The sequence below is a fragment of the Candidatus Poriferisocius sp. genome (assembly GCF_965208475.1).
Lineage (GTDB): Bacteria > Actinomycetota > Acidimicrobiia > Acidimicrobiales > Bin134 > Poriferisocius.
In genome coordinates, this window is record NZ_OZ242338.1 from 303,824 (window position 1) to 328,999 (window position 25,176).

22 protein-coding genes and 1 tRNA gene are annotated in these 25,176 nt (G+C 67.1%); 22 read left to right on the forward strand and 1 reads right to left on the reverse strand.

Translation table 11 applies throughout. The features are described from left to right. The first annotated feature begins 13 nt into the window (after window positions 1-13). The 22 genes from ACOGXA_RS01440 to ACOGXA_RS01545 all read left to right on the forward strand — a co-directional run bounded on the left by ACOGXA_RS01440 (window position 14) and on the right by ACOGXA_RS01545 (window position 24,558). Complete coding sequence (locus tag ACOGXA_RS01440; protein ID WP_419925515.1) at window positions 14-1,402, forward strand: amidase; 1,389 nt, start codon at window positions 14-16, stop codon at window positions 1,400-1,402. Window positions 1,403-1,464: 62 nt separating this feature from the next. Then, window positions 1,465-1,541 (forward strand) — tRNA-Val (locus tag ACOGXA_RS01445). Window positions 1,542-1,636: 95 nt separating this feature from the next. Then, a complete protein-coding gene (locus ACOGXA_RS01450; protein ID WP_419925516.1) occupies window positions 1,637-2,137 on the forward strand; it encodes a hypothetical protein in 501 nt (166 codons plus the stop codon). Then, window positions 2,097-3,437 carry an AAA family ATPase gene (locus ACOGXA_RS01455; protein ID WP_419927023.1) on the forward strand — a complete coding sequence of 447 codons (1,341 nt, stop codon included), beginning with the start codon at window positions 2,097-2,099 and terminating at the stop codon, window positions 3,435-3,437. Before ACOGXA_RS01450 ends, ACOGXA_RS01455 begins: the two co-directional genes overlap by 41 nt. Before the next feature lie 266 nt (window positions 3,438-3,703). Next, window positions 3,704-5,566, forward strand: a complete 1,863-nt coding sequence (locus ACOGXA_RS01460; RefSeq protein ID WP_419925517.1) for a BCCT family transporter — start codon at window positions 3,704-3,706, stop codon at window positions 5,564-5,566. After that, window positions 5,559-6,617, forward strand: coding sequence for a glycine betaine/L-proline ABC transporter substrate-binding protein ProX (gene proX / locus ACOGXA_RS01465; RefSeq protein WP_419925518.1), 1,059 nt, complete (start codon window positions 5,559-5,561; stop codon window positions 6,615-6,617). The genes ACOGXA_RS01460 and proX (ACOGXA_RS01465) overlap by 8 nt, the downstream gene beginning before the upstream one ends. A 19-nt stretch (window positions 6,618-6,636) precedes the next feature. Further along, window positions 6,637-8,727 (forward strand): glycine betaine/L-proline ABC transporter substrate-binding protein ProX, encoded by a 2,091-nt coding sequence (gene proX, locus ACOGXA_RS01470; protein WP_419925519.1) that lies wholly within the window; start codon window positions 6,637-6,639, stop codon window positions 8,725-8,727. A gap of 95 nt (window positions 8,728-8,822) precedes the next feature. Next, window positions 8,823-9,386: an elongation factor P gene (gene efp / locus ACOGXA_RS01475; protein ID WP_419925520.1), complete on the forward strand. Its 564-nt coding sequence runs from the start codon at window positions 8,823-8,825 to the stop codon at window positions 9,384-9,386. Between the two features lie 47 nt (window positions 9,387-9,433). Then, window positions 9,434-9,862, forward strand: a complete 429-nt coding sequence (nusB, locus tag ACOGXA_RS01480) for a transcription antitermination factor NusB (RefSeq protein WP_419925521.1) — start codon at window positions 9,434-9,436, stop codon at window positions 9,860-9,862. Window positions 9,863-9,963: 101 nt separating this feature from the next. Then, window positions 9,964-10,530: a bifunctional pyr operon transcriptional regulator/uracil phosphoribosyltransferase PyrR gene (gene pyrR, locus ACOGXA_RS01485; protein WP_419925522.1), complete on the forward strand. Its 567-nt coding sequence runs from the start codon at window positions 9,964-9,966 to the stop codon at window positions 10,528-10,530. Continuing rightward, complete coding sequence (locus ACOGXA_RS01490) at window positions 10,527-11,465, forward strand: aspartate carbamoyltransferase catalytic subunit (RefSeq protein WP_419925523.1); 939 nt, start codon at window positions 10,527-10,529, stop codon at window positions 11,463-11,465. The genes pyrR and ACOGXA_RS01490 overlap by 4 nt, the downstream gene beginning before the upstream one ends. After that, entirely contained in the window at window positions 11,462-12,733 is a 1,272-nt protein-coding gene (locus ACOGXA_RS01495; RefSeq protein WP_419925524.1) for a dihydroorotase, read from the forward strand. Before ACOGXA_RS01490 ends, ACOGXA_RS01495 begins: the two co-directional genes overlap by 4 nt. Before the next feature lie 43 nt (window positions 12,734-12,776). Continuing rightward, the gene (gene carA, locus ACOGXA_RS01500; protein ID WP_419925525.1) at window positions 12,777-13,877 is read left to right on the forward strand and encodes a glutamine-hydrolyzing carbamoyl-phosphate synthase small subunit; all 1,101 of its coding nucleotides are present in this window, start codon (window positions 12,777-12,779) and stop codon (window positions 13,875-13,877) included. Next, window positions 13,870-17,208, forward strand: a complete 3,339-nt coding sequence (carB, locus tag ACOGXA_RS01505; RefSeq protein WP_419925526.1) for a carbamoyl-phosphate synthase large subunit — start codon at window positions 13,870-13,872, stop codon at window positions 17,206-17,208. The genes carA and carB overlap by 8 nt, the downstream gene beginning before the upstream one ends. 61 nt (window positions 17,209-17,269) lie before the next feature. After that, complete coding sequence (locus ACOGXA_RS01510; protein ID WP_419925527.1) at window positions 17,270-18,211, forward strand: dihydroorotate dehydrogenase; 942 nt, start codon at window positions 17,270-17,272, stop codon at window positions 18,209-18,211. Next, complete coding sequence (gene pyrF, locus ACOGXA_RS01515) at window positions 18,204-18,938, forward strand: orotidine-5'-phosphate decarboxylase (RefSeq protein WP_419925528.1); 735 nt, start codon at window positions 18,204-18,206, stop codon at window positions 18,936-18,938. Before ACOGXA_RS01510 ends, pyrF begins: the two co-directional genes overlap by 8 nt. A 73-nt stretch (window positions 18,939-19,011) precedes the next feature. Further along, window positions 19,012-19,329, forward strand: a complete 318-nt coding sequence (gene mihF, locus ACOGXA_RS01520) for an integration host factor, actinobacterial type (protein ID WP_419925529.1) — start codon at window positions 19,012-19,014, stop codon at window positions 19,327-19,329. Window positions 19,330-19,346: 17 nt separating this feature from the next. Further along, on the forward strand, window positions 19,347-19,892 hold the full coding sequence (locus tag ACOGXA_RS01525) for a guanylate kinase (protein WP_419925530.1): 546 nt from the start codon (window positions 19,347-19,349) through the stop codon (window positions 19,890-19,892). Between the two features lie 134 nt (window positions 19,893-20,026). Further along, complete coding sequence (rpoZ, locus tag ACOGXA_RS01530; RefSeq protein ID WP_419925531.1) at window positions 20,027-20,392, forward strand: DNA-directed RNA polymerase subunit omega; 366 nt, start codon at window positions 20,027-20,029, stop codon at window positions 20,390-20,392. Window positions 20,393-20,440: 48 nt separating this feature from the next. Continuing rightward, on the forward strand, window positions 20,441-21,670 hold the full coding sequence (coaBC, locus tag ACOGXA_RS01535) for a bifunctional phosphopantothenoylcysteine decarboxylase/phosphopantothenate--cysteine ligase CoaBC (RefSeq protein ID WP_419925532.1): 1,230 nt from the start codon (window positions 20,441-20,443) through the stop codon (window positions 21,668-21,670). Continuing rightward, complete coding sequence (metK, locus tag ACOGXA_RS01540) at window positions 21,667-22,845, forward strand: methionine adenosyltransferase (protein WP_419925533.1); 1,179 nt, start codon at window positions 21,667-21,669, stop codon at window positions 22,843-22,845. The genes coaBC and metK overlap by 4 nt, the downstream gene beginning before the upstream one ends. Continuing rightward, the gene (locus ACOGXA_RS01545; protein WP_419925534.1) at window positions 22,846-24,558 is read left to right on the forward strand and encodes a hypothetical protein; all 1,713 of its coding nucleotides are present in this window, start codon (window positions 22,846-22,848) and stop codon (window positions 24,556-24,558) included. Here ACOGXA_RS01545 and ACOGXA_RS01550 read toward each other — a convergent pair. Beyond that, window positions 24,545-25,159: a class I SAM-dependent methyltransferase gene (locus ACOGXA_RS01550; protein WP_419925535.1), complete on the reverse strand. Its 615-nt coding sequence runs from the start codon at window positions 25,157-25,159 to the stop codon at window positions 24,545-24,547. The two genes, ACOGXA_RS01545 and ACOGXA_RS01550, sit on opposite strands and share 14 nt — an antisense overlap. Window positions 25,160-25,176: the final 17 nt, after the last annotated feature.

The window sequence follows — 25,176 nt, forward strand, 5'->3', positions numbered from 1 at the left end:
ATAGGAGATGCAGATGGACTTTCGGGAGCGGTCGGTGCAGGAGTGGGCCGCGGTGGTGCAGAGCCGGGAGGTTTCGGCCCGGGAGATGGTCGAGGCCTCGCTGGCGGCCATAGAGGCGCAAGAAGAGCTGAATGCCTTTGTGGCCACTAACCCAGAGCTGTCTTTGGCCACCGCCGACGAGATCGATGCCCGACTGGCCTCCGGCGATGAGGTCGGACCGTTGGCCGGCATTCCGTTCGGGGTCAAGGATCTGGAGGACGCGGCGGGGTATGTGACCACCCAGGGCTCGATGCTGCACGCCGACGATCCGCCCGCCGAAGCCGACAGCGTGCTGGTGGGGCGGCTGCGAGCCGCGGGCGGCGTGGTGATGGGCAAGACCAACACGCCGGAGTTCGGCTGGACCGGCGACACCTACAACCCCCTGTTCGGCCCCACAGCAAATCCCTGGAACCCGAAGCGCTCTCCCGGCGGGTCGTCGGGGGGCACCGCGGCCGCGCTGGTTGCCGGGCTGGTGCCGCTGTGTACCGGCTCCGATGGAGGCGGGTCGATCCGCATACCCGCCGCGGCCTGCGGCTTCTCGGGTTTCAAGGCCAGCCTGGGCCGGATACCGGTGGAAGGTCCGTCACGGCTGTGGCCCATTTCGGTTCACGGCCCGATGGCGCTGCGGGTGGCCGATGTCGCCTTCGTGTCCGACCTTGTCATGGGGCCGTCGCCTCGCGACCTCAACTCGCTGCCCCGTCCCGACCGGTCGTGGCGGGAGGCGCTCAACGAGGGCTGGCAGCCGCAGAGGGCGGTGTGGTGCCCTTCGCCCGACGGCAAGCCCACCGATTCGGAGGTGGCTGGCGTTTGCGAGGCCGCCATTTCCGAGATGGAGGCGGCCGGGATGGAGGTAGAGGTTCGAGACGAGGCCCTGTTCGACGACCCCATCTGGGAGTACGTGCTGTTGTCGGCGAACGCGGTGTCGGGCGAATTCGACGAATTGACCGAAGAGCAGATGGATCAGATCACCCCTGGTCTGCGCTACTACCTGGGCTTGTCCACCGGCCCCAAGGTGGCCGATTTCAATCAGGCGCTGGACACCTTCCACGCCATGGCCGAGACCGTGGCCGAAGTGCTGGACGATGCCGATTTGCTGCTTACCCCCACCGTGGCCGGCCTTTTCCCCGAGAGCGGGGAAAAGGGCGTGGTCAACGGCCACCACACCGACGCTTGGATCCGCCACACCTATCCGTACAACCTGACCCGCCTCCCGGCGGGCAGCGTGAGGGCTGGTTTTGCCTCCGACGGCATGCCGGTCGGACTCCAGATTGTCGGCTCTCAGCTCAGCGATGTGCGGGTTCTCCAAGCCATGTCCCACTGCGAACAACTCTTCGCTCCGCCGATGTGGCCCTCGGCAGCCTGAGGGTAAGAGGAGCTCTATCTCTTCGCTCCCCCCGCTTGGCCTGAGCTACCCTGAACGGCCCCGGACCGTTAGCTCAGCTGGCTAGAGCGCTCGCCTCACACGCGAGAGGTCACTGGTTCAAGTCCAGTACGGTCCACCAGCAGGTGGTTCCCAACACCTCCATGTTCAAGGTATTGCGGCAACCCGTGGAAGGCCGTCCAGGACTGGCTCGAGGAGGGCAGCACCCAGAGCCCGGTGCCGGCGAGCGCGTTGTCGGTCGCCGTGACGGTGTCGGCCAGCGGCGATTTCGGCGCGGCTGTCGGGTCGCGGACAGTGACCGTCCCTATTTCGGGCCGCGACGCGTTCGCGGTCTCCACCGCAGGCGACTCGGCCGATGAGGCCGACGGGTCGGTAACCGCGACCCTCGTCGACGGAACCGGCTACGACCTCGGAACGGCCAAAGCGGCCACAGTCGCCGTCGCCGCCGCCGACGATCCCCCGCCGCCGCAGACCACGGCCACGATAACGGTGGAAGACGCCTCGGGGCCCGAGGGCGGCAAGGTGGTGTTCCGGGTTACCCTCTCTGAGGCGTCAAGCCACGAGGTCGCGGTGAACTGGGTTCCCACAACGCTCACTCCCAGACGCCAAACGCGTTGCCGAGATGGAGCTGGTTGCACTCCGGCTCGTGTCTTCGATGAGCAACGAGAGCAAGTTTATGCGACAGCTAGTGCGTTTGTGCGACAGGTCGTGTACTAGGGTTGTTGGCGTGCTGCGCAGAGTTCAAGCCGACGAACTTCCCAGCAATCCCTTCACCCCAGATTTCGGGCAGCAGCCATACCGTCTAGTCGGACGCGACAACCTGGTGGGGTCGCTGCGAAAAGGCCTGGAGTCGGGACCGCGTGATCCGAGGTTCACATCCATGCTGTTGGGCGCCCGCGGTTCAGGCAAGACCGTCGTCTTGAACCACATCAAAAACGAGGCTCAAGCATCCGGCTGGACAGTGCTGACAGTGGACGCAACAACCGCCGGAGTTCAACAACGCGTCAACGAACTGATCGCCTGGGCGCGTGAGTCCTCTGAAACAATGCCAGACGACGACGGTGAGGTGACCAAGCGCCATGCGCTGACGATTAAGATTCCGCCAGCGCAATGGCAGCGCGAAACGCTTCGCGAGGTTCGTCCCAAGTGGGCGCTTCGCCGTCAATTGTCGTCACTCGCGGAGCACGCAGCGTTGCACGACACCGCGGTGCTGCTGGTATTGGACGAGATTCACAGTGGCGACCCCACTGAACTCCGTCGGCTCGCGGCCGACCTTCAGCACATCACCAAGGGCGAAGGTCTACCGCTGGCGTTCTTGGGAGCGGGGCTTTCTGAAATGAAACATACCCTGCTTGAAGACAAGCGGATGACATTCTTCGCTCGCTGCAACCGAGAAGACATGCCTCCGTTGAGCCCCATCGACTCGCAGCGGTTCTTGAATGGAGCAGTCAGAGACGCCGGCGGATCATTCGAGGACGGAGTGCTGGGCGCATTGGTCGCGGCGGCCGGTTCACTGCCGTACAAGATGCAACTCGTAGGGTACTGCGCCTGGAACGCCGCCGATGCGCCTGCTCACCCAATCGACTGGCGGTCCGTCAACGGGGCGATAACCGAAGCGAACCGATTGATGCATGAACGGGTTTCGCTCCCCGCATGGCATGCCCTCAACGAAACAGAACAGGCATACCTCAGCCACCTTGCTGGATTTGGCGGTGAAGCCACTCCTCAACAAATGGCTGAAGCAATGCCCAGCAACCCGAGAACCCTCACCCGTGCATGGCGACACCTGCTCAATACCGGGTGTATTGAACCTGGAACCGGCGGCGCATTCCGAGTCGCAGACGTAATCACGGTTGACAGCATTGAACAGATCCGCGGGCAGGAAGCGATGCACACACCAGGCGACGCTTCCCTGCTTGAACCTCGACCGGCTTCTCGATGCAACGCCTGGATGCCGCGAGCACACGCCCGATGCGTCTTGTCGTCGGGACACCTCGGCGGACACCGATCCCGCTGACAGTCCCCGAAACCACGCGACGGGCTGCTCATGATGTCATTGAAATCGGTTTAGTTGCCTCTTGACTCTGACAGATGCTTGCTGGTAGAAACTCGCCAGAGCAATTGCTCACAGCGGCGAATAGGAGGACCGGACCCCAAATTGAGAACGGGGCCGAGGTGGCTGCCTCTGCGAGCTAGCTAGCCCCCGAAACTCTGGGTATCCAACCAAACTGTCCGTACATCGGAGCGTCGCTGGTTCATTGAAATCTAATGGGGGGGACCATCATGGACGACGCAGGCGCCACGGCGTCGGGGGGATCGCGCAGCCGCCGAAGCCCAGATGACACCGACGTAGACCTCACGGAGGCCACGCAAGCCCTCCTAGAATGGGAGGCCGAGGAGGATCGTCTGCGGGATGAGGCTATCCGCGACCGCCAGCCCTTCCAGGGTCTCCAGATTGATCCCGACATCGACTTCTACCCGGAGGTGGCCGACCGCGAGCCCGGTGACAAGAACATTGTCAAGTACGGCTTCGACATCCATCCGCAAGTCACCCTCTGGTCGGCCGGGTTCCTGCTGGTTTTCATCGGCTGGACGCTGATATTCCAGGACACGGCAAGCGATGTCTTTAGCGAGGTCCTCTCGTTCATCAACGAGAAGCTCGGCTGGCTCTACGTCATCGACTTCAACATCTTCTTGTTTGTGGCGCTGTACTTTGCGTTCAGCCGGTACGGGAAGATCCGGCTTGGAGGCCCTTACGCCCGTCCGGAGTTCTCCACCGGGGCGTGGTATGCGATGCTGATTTCGGCCGGCATCGGCATCGGGCTGATGTTCTGGGGCGTGGCTGAGCCGATCTACCACCTGGCGTCGCCTCCCCCGCTGTTCGGCGCTGATCCAGGCACTGGAGAGGCGGCCAAGGCCGCGGTGGCAACCACGTTCCTGCACTGGGGCGTGCATGCCTGGGCCCTATACGGGCTGGTGGCGCTGGCGCTGGGCTTCTTCGCCTACAACCGGGGCCTCCCGCTCACCTTCCGCTCGATCTTCTACCCCATCTTGGGGCCGAGGATCTACGGCAACTGGGGCAACGCCATCGACACCCTGACCGTCGTGGCCACCCTGTTCGGCCTGGCAACCTCGCTGGGCCTCGGAGCGCAGCAGGCCGCCGCCGGGCTCAACAAGCTCTACGGCGTGCCCTCGGGCACCGGCTTTCAGATCTTGCTCATCGCCGCCATCACCGGTCTGGCCACCATCTCGGTGGTCGCGGGCCTCGATGCGGGAGTCAAGAGGCTCAGCCAGCTCAACATCTACCTGGCTGGGGCCTTCCTGTTGTTCGTGGCCCTGGTTGGCCCGACGCTGTTCATACTCTCGCTGTTCACCCAGAGTGTCGGCTACTACGTTCAGATCATCCCCGAGTTCGGGTTCTGGAACGAGGCCTTCACCGGCACCAACTGGCAAGCCGGCTGGACGATCTTCTATTGGGGATGGTGGATCTCGTGGTCGCCGTTCGTGGGCATGTTCATCGCCCGCATATCCAAGGGCCGATCGGTTCGCGAGCTTCTTACCGGCGTCATCTTCTTGCCATCGCTGCTGTGTTTCGCCTGGTTCTCCGTCTTCGGCGGCGCAGCCATCGACTTGCAGCTCACCGGTGAGCGAGATGTCGCCACTGCGGTGAACGACAACGTGGCCACGGCTCTGTTCGACATGCTGGAGGCGTTCCCGCTCACCGACTTCGTGTCGCTGGTCGGTGTATTGCTGCTGGTGTCGTTCTTCGTGACCTCCTCCGACTCGGGGTCGCTGGTGGTTGACCACCTCACTTCGGGCGGCAAGCTGGACTCGCCGAAGCCCCAGCGGGTTTTCTGGGCGATGATGGAGGGCGCGGTCGCCGTGGTCCTGCTCCTCGGCGGAGGGCTGTCGGCCTTGCAGACCGCGGCGGTGTCCACCGGTCTTCCCTTCGCTCTGATCCTTCTCGTGATGTTGTGGAGCCTCAAGAAGGTGTTCAACGAAGAGCTGGATCTGCTGGAGGGCCACTACGACGAGGCACTGTTCCGAAGTCGGCACAGCGGTCTGATCGAGGAGGTCAAGTCTCGGCTTGAGGCAGGGCCCACCGATGGACCCGTCATGCAACGCGAGGAGGCCTCCCATGACTAGTCGAAAAGGGAATCGGCGAGGCACTGCCGGCCGGACGGCAAGAATCCTGCTGGCCGTGCTCGCCGCCATGGCGCTGGTGATCGCGGGTTGCGGAACCGACGAAGACGACGGAACCGTCACGATGGCCCGAGCCAACTGGGACAGCGGCTACATGCAGGCCGCCATCTACGCCCAGCTCATTGGAGAGCTGGGCTACGAGGTCAGCGACCCAGCCGATAACACCCGTGACCCCAACGGGTTCTACCCCGCGCTGGCCAGTGGCCAGTTCGACCTCTGGGTCAACGGCTGGTTCCCCCTGCACGACATCTACCTGGAGGGTGAGCGGGTCACCGGCCAGTCTGTCGATCTGCCCATTGAGCCCGTGGGCTTCCAGGTGCGCTCCGGCGCCCTTCAGGGATACATGATCGACAAGGCGACGGCTGACGCCAGGGGGATCACCTCCATGAGCCAGCTTGCTGACGCATCGGTAGCCCGAATCTTCGATCAAGACGGCGACGGACTCGCCGACTTGATCGGCTGCAACGACGGTTGGGGCTGCCAGAATGTCATCGACTCCCACATTGGCGAGCTCGGTTGGGGCCCCAACGTGGAGCAGATCTCCGGCGACTACAACAGCCTGGTCGCAGGGGTAAGGGATCGAGTCGCCTCCGGCGAGCCCGTGCTGTTCTATGCCTGGACGCCCAACTGGACCTACCAGGTGCTCACCCCGGGCACTGATGTTGTTTGGCTCGAATCGCCCGCCCTCGACGATGAGGAGGCGAGCACCGAGGTTCAGGGCCTCCGGGGCTGCGCTTCTGATCCCTGCAACCTCGGCTGGGCCGTGAGCAGCATCCGCGCCGTTGGCAACGAGGACTTCCTCGACGACAACTCCGACATACGCCGCCTGCTGGAGGTGGTGTCGATACCGCTGTCGGACATCGCGGCCCAAAACGCCGCTATGGCCGGCGCGGATCTGGGCTACTCAGAGGCCCAGATCAAAGCCGATGCCGCCGACTGGATCGAGGCCAACCGCGACACCGTCGACAGATGGCTCGCCACCGCAAGGGGCTGACCCGACAAACTGACTGATGGTGCATCCTTCACTCCGCCGAGTGCTGGTTGCCCTATTGGCTCTGGTGCTGGGCGTCTTGGCGCTGCCTCTGGGTGCCGTAGCTGCCGCGCAGGACAATTCCGACGACGCGCCCCGGGCTCGGTTGGCCCGCGCCACTTGGGACACGGGGTGGTTCCAGGCGGAGGTCTACCGGCTGCTCTTGGAGCGGCTGGGCTACCGGGTCGACGGTCCCACGACGATGGACAACGCCGAGTTCTATGCCGCGGTGTCTGAGGGCGAGGTCGATCTGTGGGCCAACGGTTGGTTCCCGTCCCATGAAGTATTCATTCCCGACCGCGCCGCGGTCTCGGTGGTCGGCACTGCGGTGGACGACGGGGCGTTGCAGGGTTATTTCGTGGATGCCGCCACCGCCGAGGCGCACGGGATCGCAAACCTGGGCGACTTGTCCGACCCTGCCGTAGCGGGGCTGTTCGACCACGACGGCGACGGCCGGGCCGACCTGGTGGGCTGCAACGTCGGATGGTCCTGCGCGGCCACCATCGACCACCACATCGACGCCTACGGATTGACCGGCACGGTGGAGCATGTGCAGGGCGACTACTCCCCGCTGATTTCCGAGACCATCGACCGCTACCGGGCTGGGCAGCCGGTGCTGTATTTCACCTGGACGCCCAATTGGACAGCCGGCGAGCTGGTTCCCGGCTCTGATGTGGTGTGGCTGGAAACCCCGTTCCCGTCGCTGCCCCCCGATCAGTCCTCAGCGCTCGACCAGACGATGATCGCCGGGATTCCCGGTTGCGCCCACGATCCCTGCCAGACCGGCTGGCCTCCCAACGACATACGAGCGGTGGCCAACACCGATTTCCTGGACGCCAACCCGACGATTCGTCGCCTGCTGGAACAGGTGGTCATCCCGCTGGCCGACATCTCCGATCAGAACGTCCGCATGGTCACCACTGGCGGCGATCCCGCGGATATACGGCGCCACGCCGAGGAGTGGGTGGCGGCCAATCTGGCAATGGTCAATCGCTGGGTCTCGGCCGCCGATCCCGACGCGGTGGGGATCGAGGCGCCCACAGTGGACGAGACCGCGCCCGGGGGCACTCTGAAGGTGGCGGCGAGGGCGCTGGCGCCGTTCGTGATCTACGAGAACCGCATTTACAGCGGCTTCGAAGTCGAGTTGGTGCGGCTGGTGGCGGCCAAATTGGGCATGGCGGTGGAGATCTCTGCGGTAGACACCACCGCCAAGCAGATCGACGACATAGGCCGGGGTGTTGCCCGGCTCGGATTGGGAGGGGTGGCCATCACCGGGTCTCGAGAGGAGGTGGTGGACTTCTCCCATCCAGTCCTCGACTCCGGCTTGACCATCCTCGTGCTCAACGATTCGTCGCGGAGCATCGGCGAGCGGATCGTTGCCTTCCTCGATGCCATCGCATCCTCGGACCTGCCGTGGCTGCTGGTGGTGTTCGGGGTGGCGGTGCTGGTTGCCGCCCACTTGATCTGGTGGTTGGAGCGCCATCACAATCCGGATTTCGCGGTCCCCTACCGGCGCGGCATCTGGGACTCGTTCTATTGGTCGGTGGTCACCATGAGCACTGTCGGGTACGGCGACAAGGTGGCCCGCGGCACGCGGGGACGGGTGCTGGCGCTGGTGTGGATTGGCTTGGGCACCCTGGTATTCGCCAGCTTCACTGCGGCCATCGCCTCGTCGCTGGCGGTGAACGAGCTGCGATCAGAGATCTCCGGCCCCTCCGACCTGGCGGGCAAGCGGGTGGCCACCGCCACCCACTCAGCCGGGGAGACGTACCTTCCCTCAATCGGGGTGGGACCGGTGCTGGTGGACAACATCGACGACGCCTACCCGCTCCTGCTGGAAGGCGAGGTGGATGCCGTGGTGTTTGACGCTCCCGTGCTTCAGTTCCACGCCGCCCGCGAAGGCGCCGGTGAAGTCACGACAGTGGGATCGGACTTTCAGAGGGTCCAGTACGGCCTCATGCTCAGCCCCGACGATGAGGAACTGCGCGAGCGCATAAACCTCGCGCTGTTGGCCTTAGTCGAGAACGGAACCTACCAGCGGCTCCACGACACCTGGTTCGGCCGGCAAAGCTGATGCAGCCCGCTGGACCGTCGGGACCGGCGATTTGGCCCTGGTCCGCACCGGCGCTCGCTGTGGCCTGAGGGCATTGCTTGGGCCAGACTTTGGCCATGCCCACGATCACCACCAACGACCTCAAGAACGGCATGGCGCTGAACCTCGACGACGGCTTGTTCAACGTGGTCGAGTTCCAGCATGTCAAGCCGGGCAAGGGCGGGGCATTCGTGCGCACCACCCTGAAGAACGCCCGCACCGGCGCTGTCGTCGAGCGCACTTTCCGGGCCGGGGAGAAGGTGGAGAGGGCCAACATCGACCGCCGGGAGATGCAGTACCTGTACTCCGACGGCGACGGCTACGTGTTCATGGACACCGAGACCTACGACCAGCTTCATGTGAGCGCTGAGGTACTGGGAGAGGCGGTCAACTATCTGGTGGAGAACAACTCCGTCATCCTCAACATGTTCGGCGCCGAGATCGTGGGCACCGACCTGCCGGCCGCGGTGGAGCTCGACATAACCCAGACCGAGCCCGGTGTTCAGGGCGACCGGGTGTCGGGGGCCACCAAGCCGGCCACCTGCCAGACCGGCCTGGTGGTGCAGGTGCCCCTATTCTTGAACCCGGGCGAGCGCGTCAAGGTGGACACCCGCACCGGCGCCTACATCAGCCGGGCCTGACCGGCTAGCCCTCTGTTCTCCCAGCCGGCATTGGCCAGATCCGAGTCATGAGCACACCCGATCCGCTGGTTGCCGGATCACCGCGCCGCCAGGTCAGGGAGAGGGCTCTGGGCCTGCTCTATGAAGCCGAGGTCAAGGGCATGGAGATGGCCGAGCTGGTTGCCGCCCAAGAGCTGCCCCTCGACCCCTACGCCCACACCCTGGTCACCGGGACGGCCCATCACCAGGCGGAGATCGATGCCCGCTTGGAGGAGTTCTCGGCGCGCTGGCCGGTGGCCCGGATGCCCGCGCTGGATAGGGCCATCCTGCGCATGGCCAGCTTCGAGCTCTCCCACAGCACCGACATCTCCGTGGCGGTGATCATCAACGAGGCGGTTGAGCTGGCCCACGAATACTCCACCCCCGCCTCCGCCGGATTCATAAACGGCCTGTTGTCCCAGGTGGCATTGGCTGCCCGCCCGAGTGAGGGCCAATAGGCAAATGCCATCCCCGATCTGAACACCGGCGGGTGTATAGTTTCCGAAACACCCGTGAAGTGGGTCCGGTGAGGCCCATACGGACATGGAGGAATCCGAGTTTGGCTGAACGCGAGCGCCGAAGAACGCCCCCGTACGGGGGCGTTTTCGTTGCCCGCACCCGGGTTATGGACGCCGACGAGATCGGTCGGGCCATCTGGCGCATGGCCCACGAGATAGTCGAGCGCAACCACGGACTCGATGGCGTGGTGCTTATCGGGCTTCAGACTGGCGGAGTGTGGCTGGCCGAGCAACTGGCTCACACTATGGGGGAGATCGAGGGGGGGCATCCCCCGCTGGGCACCTTGGATGTGGCGTTTCACCGCGACGACATCGGCCTGCGACCCCTCCTGCCTGAGGCCCCTACCCACATCCCGGTCAGCCTCGACGGCCAGGCGGTGGTGTTGGTGGACGACGTGCTGTTCACCGGGCGCACCATCCGGGCCGCGCTCGACGCCCTCACCACCTATGGCCGTCCCCGGGCGGTGCAGCTCGCAGTGATGATCGACCGGGGCCACCGGGAGCTGCCCATCCGCCCCGACTTCGTGGGAAAGAACCTGCCCACTCGCCGCGACGAGGTGGTGGATGCCCACCGCGAGGGAGTAGATCTCGGGGAGGTGGTCAAGTGAAGCACCTCTTGTCGGTCAACGATCTGGGCGCGGAGGGCATCGACGAGATTTGCCGCCTGGCCGACCACTTCACCGAGGTGTCGCAACGGCCCATCCCCAAGGTGCCCGCCTTGCGGGGCAAAACAGTGGCCATGCTGTTCTACGAGGACTCCACCCGCACCCGGCTTTCGTTCGAGGTGGCCGCCCGGCGCCTGTCGGCCGACGTTATGGGTTTCGGCGTGTCCAGCTCATCGGTGAACAAGGGGGAGTCGGTGCGCGACACGGTGAACACCATCTCAGCGATGGGCCCCGATGCCATAGTGATTCGCCATGGGTCGGCCGGGGTGCCTCAGCAGGCCGCGGCCTGGACCCATGCCAGCGTGGTCAACGCCGGCGACGGCTGGCACGAGCACCCCACCCAGGCCCTGCTCGACTGCTACACCATCCGCGACCGGCTCGGCTCGGTGTCCGGTCGGCGCATCGTGATCCTGGGCGACATCAAGCACTCCCGGGTGGCCCGCTCCTGCGTGCTGGCGTTCACCGCGCTGGGGGCCAAGGTCACCCTGGTGGCCCCGCCTACGCTGCTGCCTCCGGCGGTGGGCGCCTGGCCGGTTGATGTCAGCTTCAGCCTCGATGCGGTGCTCAGCGACTGCGACGTGGTGTACGGGCTGCGGGTGCAATCCGAACGCCAGTCTGAGGCCCTGCTGCCGTCGCTGCGGGAGTACACCGCCCAGTGGGGGCTCACCGTAGACCGTGCGGCCCACCTGCATCCCAGTGCACTGGTCATGCACCCCGGCCCGGTGAACCGGGGCGTGGAGATCGCCCCCGAGGTGCTGGACCGGCCCAACGCCACCCTCAACGAGCAGGTCCGCCACGGGGTGGCGGTGCGGATGGCTGTTTTGTATCTCCTGCTGGCCGCCGACCCCGAGCCGCGCTCGGAGGACGAAGCCCCATGAGCACCGTTATCAAGGGGGGCCTGGTCATCGACCAGAGCGGGGAGCGTTTGGCCGATGTGGTTGTCGCCGACGGCCGGATTGCCGCCGTCGGCCCCGATTTGTCGGGTGATGAGATCTTGGATGCCTCCGGCTGCGTGGTGGCCCCCGGCTTCGTCGACCTGCACACCCACCTGCGCCAGCCCGGCGCCGAGGAGGCCGAGACCATTGAAAGCGGGGGCTGGGCCGCGGTGCGGGGCGGGTTCAGCGCGGTGGTGGCCATGCCCAACACCGACCCGCCCATCGACTGCGCCGCGGTTGTGCAGGAAGTGCTGGCCCTGGGCCGCTCAGCGCCGTGTCAGGTGTACGCCGCCGGGGCAATCACCGTGGACCGCCAGGGCGAGCGGCTGGCCCCCATGGCCGAGATGGCCGCGCTGGGGGTGCGCATGTTCACCGACGACGGCAACGGCGTGCAGGACGCCGGACTCATGCGCCGGGCGTTGGAATACGCCGCCGGACTCGATGTGGTGCTGGCCCAGCACTGCGAGGTGGACTCGTTGGCCGCGGGGGGCCATATGCACGAGGGGGAGTGGTCGAGCCGCTTGGGCATCCCCGGTGTGCCCGCCGAGGCCGAGGAGCTGATGGTGATGCGAGACATTGCCCTCAGCCGGTTCACCGGCGCCCGCGTCCACTTCCAGCACGTCTCCACTGGAGGCTCCGTCGCCATGGTCGGAGCGGCCCGCCAGGCCGGAGTGATGGTGACCGCCGAGGCCGCCACCCACCACTTCACCCTTACCGATGAGGCCTGCGCCTCCTACGACCCGGTGTTCAAGGTCAACCCTCCCCTGCGCCCGGCCGACGACCGGGACGCGGTGCGCGAGGGCCTCGGCGACGGTGCCATCGACGCCATCGCCACCGACCACGCACCCCATCCCCCCGACGCCAAAGAGCAGCCCTTCGACCAGGCGCCGCCGGGGATGTTGGGCTTGGAGACCGCCCTGGCTCTGGCCCTGACCGAGTTGGGCCTGCCGGTGGCGAAGGTGGTGGGACTGCTCAGCTGGCAGCCGGCGGCCATCGCCGGCCTGAACGGCGCCCACGGCGGCCCGATCGCCCCCGACGCCCAAGCCAACCTGTGCGTGTTCGACCCCAATGAGACATGGACCGTTGACCCCAGCGACTCGGCCAGCCGCTCCCGCAACACCCCTTATGCCGGCCGCCGTGTCCGCGGCAGGGTGCGCCACACCATCGTTGAGGGCCGGGCGGTTCTGGTCGACCGGGAGATGCGGCCATGATCCTTATGCCAAGGCCGCAAGCGACTGCTTCGGAGTCGATGCCATGATCCGCCCCGCGGCGCTGGTGCTGGCCGATGGCGAGGTGTTCGAGGGGGAGGCCATCGGTGCGGAATCTCCCGGCGGGATCACGTCGGGCGAAGTGGTGTTCAACACCGTGCTCACCGGCTATCAGGAAGTGATCACCGACCCGTCCTACGCCGGTCAGATAATCACCTTCACCTACCCCCACATCGGCAACTACGGCGTCACCCCGGCCGACCACGAGAGCCGTCGCTCATTCTGCCGGGGCGTGATCGTGCGGGACATGGCCCGCCGCCGCTCCAGTTGGCGGGCCACCGGCGACTTGGGGGCCTTCCTGGTTGAACAGGGCATCGCCGGCCTAGCCGGGGTGGACACCCGGCGGCTCACCAGCCACATCCGCGACGCCGGGGCCATGCCGGGCGCCTTCGGGACCGCGCCCGAGTCCGACTTGCGGGCCGCCGCTAAAGCCGAGCCCGGCACCGACGGGGTGGACCTGGTGGCCACGGTGACCCGCTCGGCGCCCGAGCACTTCCCCAGCACTCGCAACGACGGCCAACCCCCCCGCCGGGTGGTGGCCCTCGACTACGGGCTGAAGGCCACCATCGTCCGCCACCTGCGCGCCATCGCCGAGGTGGAGGTGGTGCCGGCCCGAACCTCAGCCGCCGACATCCTGGCCCGGCGGCCCGACGGGGTGTTCTTGTCCAACGGTCCCGGCGACCCCACCGCGGTGGTCGGCCCGGCGGACACCATCGCGGCGCTATTGGGCGAGGTTCCCATATTCGGCATCTGCCTGGGCCACCAACTCCTAGCGGCCGCGCTGGGCGGGGAGATCGAGAAACTCCCCTTCGGCCATCACGGCGGCAACCACCCGGTGCGCAACCTGGCCACCGGCGCGGTGGAGATCACCAGCCAGAACCACAACTTCTGCGTGGCCGACGGCTCCATTCCCGGCGCCGACATCACCCACATCAACCTCAACGACGGTACTGTGGAAGGCCTTGCCTGCCGCGGCCTGCCCGCGTTCAGCGTGCAATACCATCCCGAAGCCGGCCCCGGACCCCACGACTCCCGCTACCTATTCGACCTCTTCGACGAGCTCATGGCGAGGGGCAACCATGCCTAAGCGGACCGACATCGAGTCGATACTGCTCATCGGCTCCGGCCCCATTGTGATCGGCCAAGGCTGCGAGTTCGACTACTCCGGAACCCAGGCCTGCCGGGTGCTGCGCGACGAGGGCTACCGGGTGGTGCTGGCCAACTCCAACCCGGCCACCATCATGACCGACCCCGAGTTCGCCGACGCCACCTACGTGGAGCCCCTCAGCGCCGAGGTGCTCACCAGCATCATCGGACGGGAGCAGCCCGACGTGCTGCTGCCCACCCTGGGCGGCCAAACCGCCTTGAACCTGGCCATGGAGCTGATCGAGTCGGGAGTGTTGGACAACTACGGGGTGGAGGTGATCGGCGCCGACGAGGCCGCCATCTCCACTGCTGAGGACCGGGCCAAGTTCCGCCAGGCCATGATCGACATCGGCCTGCCCGTGCCCCCCTCGGCCACCGCCCGCACCCTGGACGAGGCGATGGAGATCATGGGCCGAATAGGGCTGCCGGTGATCATCCGCCCGGCCTACATCCTGGGCGGCACCGGCACCGGCATCGCCCACACCCCTGAGCAGGGCCGCCAGATGGCCGAGGCGGGATTGGCAGCCAGCCCCATCACCGAGATCCTCATAGAGCAGTCCATCGCCGGTTGGAAGGAATACGAACTGGAGGTGATGCGCGACCGGGCCGACAACTGCGTGGTGGTTTGCACCATCGAGAACCTCGACCCGATGGGGGTCCACACCGGCGACTCCATCACCGTGGCCCCGGCCCAGACCCTCTCCGACGTGGAGTACCAGGCACTGCGCGACGCCGCCTTCGCCTGCATCCGCCGGGTGGGGGTGGAAACCGGGGGTTCCAATATCCAGTTCGCGGTGCATCCTGAAACCGGCGAGTTCGCCGTCATCGAGATGAACCCCAGGGTGTCTCGCTCCTCGGCGCTGGCCTCCAAAGCCACCGGATTCCCCATCGCCAAGATCGCCGCCCGCCTGGCCGTGGGCTACACCCTCGACGAGATTCCCAACGACATCACCCACAAGACGCCGGCCTGCTTCGAGCCGGTCATCGACTATGTGGTCACCAAAGTGCCCCGGTGGGCGTTCGAGAAGTTTCCCGGTGTGCCCGGGGTGCTCAACACCCAGATGCAGTCGGTGGGGGAGGTCATGGCCATCGCCCGCACCTTCACCGAATCGCTCCAAAAGGGGCTGCGCTCGCTGGAGCTGGGTCGCCACGGCCTCAATGCCGACCCGGCCGAGGCGGCCTACGATCCCCTCAGCGACGATGAGCTCTTGGCCGCCGCCGCGGTGCCCACCCCCGAGCGGGTGTTCCAGCTCGAGGCCCTGCTGCGCCGGGGGGTCACGGTGGAGAGGCTGCACGAGGCCACCAAGGTGGACCCGTGGTTCTGCGATCAGATCCTCCAGATCGCCGAGGAGCGGGCCGCGCTCACCGAGTGCGGCTTCGATGACATGGGCGCCCGGGCGTGGAAGCGGGCCAAGCAGTTCGGTTTCTCCGACGAGCAGATGGGCTATCTCTGGGGGGTGCCGGCCACCGAGGTGCGCGCGGCCCGCATCGCCGCCGGGGTCGAGTCCACCTTCAAGACGGTGGACACCTGCTCGGCCGAGTTCGAGGCCGAGACCCCGTACCACTACTCCACCTATGAGGACGTGGGCGAGGTGGTCCCCTCCGACCGGGCCAAGGTCATCATCTTGGGGTCGGGCCCCAACCGGATCGGCCAGGGCATCGAGTTCGACTACTGCTGTGTCCACGCCTCGTTCGCGCTGTCGGAGGCCGGCTACGAGACCGTGATGGTCAACTGCAACCCCGAGACGGTGTCCACCGACTACGACACCAGCGACCGCCTGTACTTCGAGCCCCTCACCGAGGAGGACGTCCTCAACGTGATCGACGCCGAGGTGCAGTCGTCGCAGGCTGCGGGCGGCCCCGGCATCGCCGGGATCGTGGTGTCGCTGGGCGGGCAGACGCCGCTCAAGCTGGCCGGCGTGCTGCCCGACGGCCTGGTGGTGGGCACCAGACCCGACAGCATCGACTTAGCCGAGGACCGGGAGCGGTGGAGCGCGCTGTGCGCCCGGCTCGACATCCCCCAGCCGGCCGGCGGCACTGCGGCCACCGTGGCCGAGGCCCTGGCGGTGGCCGACCGCATCGGCTACCCCGTGCTGGTGCGGCCCTCCTATGTGCTGGGCGGCCGGGCCATGGTCATCGTCTACGCCGACGACGATCTGCGGGCGGCCATGGCCGAGATGGCCGCCTCTGGCTCGCTGGGCCGGGAGGGGGGGCTGTCGGCGGAGCGCCCGGTGCTGATCGACCGCTTCTTGGAGGACGCCACCGAGGTGGATGTGGACGCCATCCGGGACATGTCCGGCGAGGTGCTCATCGGCGGGGTGATGGAGCATGTGGAAGAGGCCGGGGTCCACTCCGGCGACAGCGCTTGCCTGCTGCCCCCGATCCATCTCTCCGAGGCCACCGTGGCCCTTTTGGAGCGCCATGTGAAGGACATCGCCCATGCGCTGGAGGTGGTCGGGCTCATCAACGTGCAGTTCGCGGTCAAGCAATACGGCATAGGCGCCGCCGACCAGGTGTTCGTGCTGGAGGCCAACCCCCGGGCGTCGCGCACCGTGCCGTTCGTGGCCAAGGCCACCGGTGTGCCCCTGGTGAAGGTGGCCACCCGTGTGATGATGGGGGCCTCTTTGGCCGAGTTGCGCCATGAGGGGCTGTTGGGGCGCCGGGCCGGGGGCGACCACATATCGGTGAAGGAGGCGGTGCTGCCGTTCAGCCGCTTCCCGGAGGCCGACGCCATCCTTGGCCCGGAGATGAAGTCGACCGGCGAGGTCATGGGCATCGACCTGCGCCCCGGCCTGGCCTTCGCCAAGAGCCAGATCGCCGCCGGGGCGCCGCTGCCCGCCCGGGGCACGGTGCTGATGTCGCTGGCCAACCGGGACAAGCCCGCCGGAGTGGAGATGGCCCGGGTGTTCGACCGGTTGGGCCTTTCGATTGCGGCCACCTCGGGGACCGCGGCCGCGTTGTCCGACGCTGGTGTCCCGGTGGCCCAGGTGGTGGCCAAAGTGGGCGAGGGCGGCGCCGATGTGGTGGAGCTGATCGACGGCGGACAGGTGCAGTTGGTGGTCAACACGCCGAGGGGTGGGGGATCTAGGGCCGATGGCGACCACATCCGCCGGGCAGCCAGCCGCAATCGGGTGCCGCTGCTCACCACCGCCTCGGCCGGTTTGGCCGCAGCCGATGGCATGGCCGATTGGTCCCGCCACCAGCTTAGGGTGCGGTCGCTTCAGGAATACCACCGAGGGGTGACCAGCGATCAACTGGTGTTGGAGCTATGAGCGGGCGCGGTCTCCCGAGGCCAGAGGCGATGGCCCGCGGTGATCGGGGGCCGGAGGGCCCATGACACGAGGCGGCCAAGGGCCAGGGCTGGAAACCGCGGTTGGCTCGGTTCGGCTGCCCAACCCGGTGATGACCGCCTCGGGCACGGTGGGCCACGGCACCGAGATGGCCCGCTATCTCGACTACTCGAAGCTGGGCGCGGTGGTGGTCAAGTCGCTGGCCCCCTATGAGTGGCCCGGCAACCCTGCGCCCCGGCTCCACCCGATTGCCGCGGGGATGATCAACAGCGTGGGCCTGCAAGGCCCCGGCCTTTCCCGATGGCTGGACGAGGAGCTGCCCGCGCTGGCCGCGGCCGGTGCCCGGGTTGTGGCGTCGATCTGGGGGCGCTCTTTGGACGACTATGCGGCGGCCTCCGACCTGCTGGCCTCGGCCGATGGGCCTGGCACCGAGGCGGTGGTCGCGGTGGAGGTCAACGTTTCCTGTCCCAACCTGGAGGATCGGGGGCGAATGTTCTCCCATTCCGGGGCCATGACCGAGGCCGCGCTGGCCGCCACCGCAACCTGCGGCCTTCCCCGGTGGGCCAAGCTCAGCGCCACTGGCGACTTGGTGGAGATTGCCGGCGCCGCGGTTGAGGGCGGCGCCTGCGCCCTCACTCTCATCAACACCCTGCTGGGCATGGTCATCGACACCGAGGCCCGCAGGCCCCTTTTGGGGGGCGGTGGGGGAGGGGTGTCGGGCCGGGCCATGGGCCCGGTGGCGGTGCGGTCGGTTTACGATGTGCGCGCCGCCCTGCCCGAGGTGCCCATCGTGGGGGTGGGGGGGATCGCCTCAGGCGCCGATGCGGTGGAGATGATGATGGCCGGGGCCAACGCGGTGCAGGTGGGAACCGCCACCTTTGCCGACCCCCGGGCGCCGGCCAAGGTTCTGGCGGAATTGGCCCGCTGGTGTGCCGACCACGGCGTAAGCCGACTAGACGAGCTGATTGGAGCAGCCCATGAGTGAAGCAGGATCCCCAGGGCCCGATCCCCGCTTGGCCATCGCCTTGGACGTAGACGGTTTGGATATGGCCTGTTCAATAGCCGACGCCGTTCGCCCCTGGATGGGGGTGGCCAAGGTGGGCCAGGAGCTGTTCGCTGCCGCTGGACCCGCCGCCATCGGGGCCATGGTGGATCGGGGCTTTGCGGTGTTCGCCGACCTCAAGTTCTACGACATCCCCACCACGGTGGGGCGGGCGGCGGCCAAGGTGGGTCGCGCCGGCGCCCGCTGGCTGACCGTCCCCACCGTGGGCGGGCCCGACATGTTGCGGGCAGGGGTGGAGGGCCTAGCCGATGGCAGCGGCGGGACGGCCCAAGTGCTGGGCGTGACGATCCTGACCAGCGATCAGGATCGAACCCGAAGCGTTCTAAAGAAGCGGGTGGCGTTGGCCCGTGATTCCGGTTGCGGTGGGGTGATCTGCTCGGCGGCCGATATCGAAGTGGTGAAAGAGGTCGCGCCCGAGTTGGTCCTAGTGGTGCCCGGGATCCGCAGGCCGGGCTCAAGCCACAACGATCAGGCCTCTGTGGCCACACCTGCGGCGGCGATCATGGCCGGGGCCTCCATCTTGGTCATAGGCCGAACCCTCACCGCGGAGGCGCAGGCGCTGACGGCCGAGTCTCCGCAACTGGGGGAGACGCTGGCCGAAATGGCCGAAAGAGCCCGAATGCTAGCTGCCGATATCAGCTATTTGTAGGCAGCACAGTTCAACTGCACCACGATTTGGACAAATCCCCCACATGACTTGAAGTATAAACTACAATGGTGTAATGGCAGGACCCCCACAATTAACAGCAGAGCAGCGCCAGAAGGCGTTGGAGAAGGCTGGCGAGGTGCGCAAGAGGCGAGCCGAAGTCAAGGCCAAGCTCAAGATGAGGTCAATCTCACTCTCTGATCTGCTGCAACAAGCTGAAACCGACGATGTCGTCGCCGGCACCAAAGTGCTTGCCGTCCTGGAGTCTCTTCCGGGCATGGGCAAAGTTCGGGCCCGCAAGATGATGGACGAGGTCGGCATTGCCGACAGCCGTCGCATCCGCGGCCTGGGCGACCAGCAGCGGGCATCGCTGCTTGAGCGCTGCGGCGACTAGATCAGCCACTGATCGTTGTGCTTTCCGGCCCCGGTGGGGTCGGCAAGGGAACCATCGCGGCTGCCCTGGTGGCGGCTGACCCCCAGTTGTGGCTCAGCCGCTCATGGACCACCCGAGCGCGCCGCTTCGGCGAGGTGGAAACCGCCTACGTGTTCGCAAGCGAGAACGCATTCCGGGCCAAGGCGGCCGAGGGCGGTTTCGTGGAATGGGCGGAGATTGCCGGCAACTTCTACGGCACGCCCCAACCCGTTCCGCCCGCGGGCTGCGATGTGCTGTTGGAGATCGATGTGCAGGGCGCGGCCCAAGTGCGGGACCGCTATCCCGAGGCCCTGTGCATCTTCGTTGAGGCGCCTTCACCGGCAGAGCAGGAGTCCCGGCTGCGCGGCCGGGGCGATTCTGAGACCCATATCGCCAAGCGGCTGGCCCTGGCCGACTCGGAGCGGGTCCTGGCCTATGAGCTCAACGCCGTCCACGTGGTCAACGACAGTCTCGCCGAGGCGGTGGCCGCCATCGCCGACCTCATCGCCAATGCCCGCCAAGAGCGGTCTGCCAACGACGATTGAGGGCCCCCGCTTCGGCAGCCGCTCCCGGTACACGGCCCCCCTGGCGGATCCCTCCCGTCGATGACGATTGAGGCCCCCCGATTTGGTAGTATTGACCCGCTCTCCCTAGTGCCTGTTGGAAGAAGGCTGCACTGATGACCGAACAGCACGACACCATGATGTACCCCACCATCGAGGAACTCCTGAGCCGCACCGACTCCAAGTTCCGCCTGGTCACCCTGGGAGCGCTTCGGGCCTGCCAGATCAACTCCTATTTCGGCCAGCTCGGCGACGGCTTGGGGGCGATGGTCCCACCCCAGGTGCTGACCATGTCCCGCAAGCCTCTGTCCATTGCCTTCGAAGAGGTCGCGTCCGACAAGATAATCGCGGTGGACCCCGCTGAGGCGACCGAGGAGGAAACTCCGGCCGAGGCATTGATCCCCACCGGCGATACCGACCTCGGCGGAGATGACCTCGACGGCGCCCAACAGGACGAGGTCGATCTCGACTCTGCCTCCTGACCGAGCCGTGATGTCGGTCGTTGGCAAGCGCAGCGGGTTCGGCAGACGATGACCGCGCTAGCCGGCAAGAGGATCGTGCTCGGCGTGAGCGGCGGGATCGCGGCGTACAAGGCCGTGGAGGTCTGCCGCCGGCTAGTCGAGGGGGGTGCCCATGTCGTGCCCGTGCTCACCCGGGGTGCGACTCGCTTCGTGGGCCGCACCACCTTCGACGCTTTGGCTTCCGAGCCGGTTCGAACGAGCCTGTTCGATGAAGACGACCCCATCCCCCACACCACCTTGGGCCAGACCGCCGACTGCGTGATCGTAGCGCCGGCAACCGCCCGGGTGATCGGCGCCTATGCCGCGGGCATCAGCTCCGACCTGCTCACCGCCACCCTCATCGCCACCCGGGCCCCGGTAGTGATATGCCCGGCCATGCACACCGAGATGTGGGAGCACCCCGCGGTGATCGACAACATCGCCACCCTGGTCCAGCGGGGGGTCCATATCGTGGGGCCGGAGTCGGGCCGATTGGCAGGGGGTGACGAGGGTGCTGGGCGCCTCAGCTCTCCAGCCGACATCGCGGCCGCGGTGGTCCGAGTGCTCGGGGTCGGCGGCCACCGCGGAGACATGGCCGAGCTGTCGGTGGTGGTGACCGCCGGGGGTACCCGAGAACCCATCGACCCGGTGCGCTTCATCGGGAACCGGTCTTCGGGCAAGCAGGGCTATGCCTTCGCCGATGAGGCCGCCAGCCGGGGGGCCAAAGTCACCATCGTCACCACCGTGGACCGCCCTGCTCCTCGGGGAGCGACCGTGGAGATGGTCGACACCGCAGAGGAGATGGCCGCGGCCACCGCCAGGGCCGCCTCGGCCGCCGATGTGGTGGTCATGGCCGCGGCGGTGGCCGATTTCCGCCCGGTCGACTCGGCCGAAGTGAAGCTGAAGAAGCGCGATGGAGTGCCCGCCATCCAATTGGAGCCCACCGTTGACATCCTGGCCTCGCTGGGGGCGACCAAGACGGCCGGCCAGATTCTGGTGGGATTCGCGGCCGAGACCTGCGATGTGGCCGGCAACGCCGCCGCCAAGCTGAACGGCAAGAGCGCCGACTACATCGTGGCCAACGATGTGTCCGCAGATAACGCCGGTTTTGCCCACGACACCAATGAGGTGCTGGTGCTAGCTTCAGACGGCCGGGTCCACCCGGTCGGCCTGCGCTCCAAGCGCCAGGTGGCCAAGGCAGTGCTCGATCTGGTGGTGGCCGATCGCCGCGCCCGAGCCGATATTCAGGAGAATTCATGAGCCAAGGGTCCAATGGCCGTTACCGCTTCACATCCGAGTCGGTAACCGGCGGTCATCCCGACAAGATCGCCGATCAGATTTCCGACGGGGTGCTGGATGCCCTGCTCGAGGTGGACATGGGCAGCCGGGTGGCCTGCGAGACCTTGGTCACCACCGGGCTGGTGGTGGTGGCCGGTGAGATCTCCACCGACGGCTATATAGACATCCCCCGAGTGGTGCGCGACACCATCACCGGGATCGGCTATGACCGGGAGGACTACGGCTTCGACGGCAACACCTGCGGGGTGATGGTGTCAATCGACGACCAGTCACCCGACATCGCTCAAGGGGTGGACAAGCTCGACCCGCTGGAGCAGGGCGCCGGCGACCAGGGGATGATGTTCGGCTTTGCCTGCGACGAGACCCCTGAGCTGATGCCCCTGCCCATCCACATCGCCCACCGCATGGTGGAGCGCCTGACCGAAGTCCGCCGCTCAGGGTGCGTGCCCTATTTGAGGCCCGACGGCAAGAGCCAGGTGACCTTCGAATACGAGGGCACCAGGCCGGTGGGCCTGACCACCGTGTTGATGTCGGCCCACCATCGCGACGGAACCGATCTGGTGGAGATGAAGGACGATCTCAAAGAGCAGGTCATCGATCTGGTGGTTCCCGAGCAGTTCCGCGACGACGGCTACGACGTGCTGGTCAACCCCACCGGCAAGTTCGTGAGGGGCGGCCCGGTGGCCGACGCCGGGCTGACCGGGCGCAAGATCATCGTGGACACCTACGGGGGCATGGCCCGCCACGGCGGGGGCGCCTTCTCGGGCAAGGATCCCAGCAAGGTGGATCGCTCGGCCGCCTATGCGGCCCGCTGGGTGGCCAAGAATGTGGTGGCCTCCGGTGCCGCCGCCCGCTGCGAGGTGCAGGTGTCCTATGCCATCGGCGTTGCCCGCCCGGTGTCGGTGATGGTGGAGACCTTCGGCACCGAGACGGTGGACCCGGCCAAGATCAGCCACGAGGTGCAGGAGATATTCGATCTGCGGCCCGCAGCCATAATCCGGGATTTGGAGTTGCTGCGGCCCATCTATCGGAACACGGCCGCCTACGGCCACTTCGGGCGCAGCCCCGAGGCCACCTTCACCTGGGAGCGCACCGACCGGGTGGGCGACCTCCGCGCCGCGCTGGGCCTGTCGTAGTTGCTCGTCCGGGTTCTTCCCGATGTCGTCGCAATAGACCGCGAGTTCACATACACGGTTCCCGAAGGATGGGCTGACAGCCCCCGTTTCGGCATTGGGGCCATGGTCCGGGTGGTGCTTCATGGCCGCCGAGTGGGTGGTTGGATCACTGAGGCCAACGTGGAGCGCCCCGAAGGCGTGGAACTGGCGCCCCTGGCCAAACTCAGCAGCCGGGGACCTAGCCGCGGGCTGATCGAGTTGAGCGAGTGGGCCGCGTGGCGCTGGGCTGGACGCCGGGCCCACTACCTGCGGACCGCCTCCCCCCCTCGGATGGTGGCCGCCCTCCCTCGCCCTCAGCGCACTCGGCTGGTGGACACGGGCGATTATGCCGACTTGTTCGAAGGTGAAGGCCGTACCCTGCGGTCGAGGCCTTCAGACGACTCGCTCCCAGTGGCCATCGCCGCGGCCACCCGAGGCCAGGCCCTGATCCTGACGCCCGATCACGACCGAGCTGATGAGCTGGTGAGGCGGCTGGCGAGGCAAGGAGTATGGGTAACCCGCTACCCGGATGGCTGGGCCGCAGCCGCGGCCGGCGCCACCGTGGTGGGCACCATGTCGGCCGCGTGGGCGCCGGCCCCCGATCTGGCCGCAGTGCTCGTTATCGACGAGCACGACGAATCGTACCGCTCAGGGTCGGCACCCGCCTGGAGCGGCCGAGATGTGGCCATCGAGCGGGCCCGTCGAGCGGCCGTGCCCTGTGTGCTGCTGTCGCCGGTGCCCAGCCTGGAAGCGCTGCGGTCAAAGCCGGTGCTGCGCCCGTCCCGGGGGGCAGAGCGAGACGGCTGGCCGCAGGTAGAGGTGGTGGATCGCCGGAGCGAGGACCCGGCTCGGGCTGGGCTGTATTCTCCTGCGCTGGTCCGAGCGCTGCGCGACGGGGGTCGGGTGGCCTGCGTGCTGAACCGCCTGGGCCGCTCTCTGTTGCTGGCCTGCCGGGTGTGCGGCGAGCTGGCTGTCTGCACCGAGTGTGGAATGTCCATGTGCCAGGGTGACGATGGGTGGTTGCAGTGCCGGTCTGGAGACCATACCCGCCCGCTGGTGTGCGCCGACTGCGGCAGCACCGGGATGCGAAACCTGCGGGCCGGGATAAAGCGGGTGCGCGAAGAAGTTGAGTCGCTGGTCCGGACCCCGGTGGCCGAGGTCACCGGCAGCGGCTATGTCGGACCGGCCACGGCCAGGGTCGTGGTCGGCACCGAAGCAGCGCTGCACCTGGGCCGTCCCTTCGACGTGGTCGCCTTCTTGGAGCTCGACCAAGAGCTGCTGGCCCCCCGATTCCGGGCCCGGGAGCAGGCCATGGCCCTCATCGCCCGGGCCGCCCGGATCACCGGCCCCCGCACCGCCGGCGGGCGCATCCTGCTTCAGACCCGCCTGCCCGACGACCCCGCGGTGGTGGCCGCGTTCCGGGCCGACCCCGCGCTGTTGGCCCGCTCTGAGCGAGACCGCCGCCAAGAGCTGGGCCTGCCCCCCTACGGGGCCATCGCCGTGGTCTCCGGCCCGGCCGCTGGAGACTTCATGGCGCGCCTCGGCAATCCCCTGGACATCCGCATCGCCCCCGATCCCGGCGGGCAGTTCTACCTGCGTGCCTCCGACTACGACACCCTCTGCAACGCCCTGGCTGCGGTAGAGCGCCCCCCCGGCCGACTCCGCATCGACGTCGACCCCATCAGGGCGATTTAGCCACCACCTCCAGGATTCGGTAGCCCCGGCGGGAGCTGAGCCGGGTGGTGGGCCACTGTTGCTGATTGAGCCAGCGGGCCAGGGAGTCGGCGCCCAGGTTCTTGTTGACCACCAGGTAGGCCCGCCCCTCGTCGGCCAAGCGCCCCAGCCATTGGGCCAGCACGTTGTGGAGGGCCGCTTTGCCGATGCGGATGGGCGGATTGGAGTAGACGGAGGCGAAGCGCACGCCGGGGGGCACCTCGTCGGGATGGCACACGGTGGCGTCGCCGCTGGTGTCGCTGCTGTGTCGATCCAGGTTGGCCCGGCACAGCTCCAGCGCTCGGGGGTTTACGTCCACAGCCCACAGCGGCGCCTGCGGTGCCCATCGGCTCAGCGCCACCGCAATCGGGCCATAGCCACAGCCCAAATCCAGCAAGGGCCCGTCTTGGGGCGGTCGGGGCGCTTCAGCCAGCAAGTAGCGGGTGCCAAAGTCCACCTCGTCGGCTGCGAACACCCCCCGGTCGGTGGCCAGTTCCATGTCTAGGTCGCCCACCCGCAACTCGACCGATTTCGCCCTCCGTTTCCCCCCCGGCGAGGCGCTGAAGTAATGGGAGTCGCCCACGGGTTGACGGTAACCTG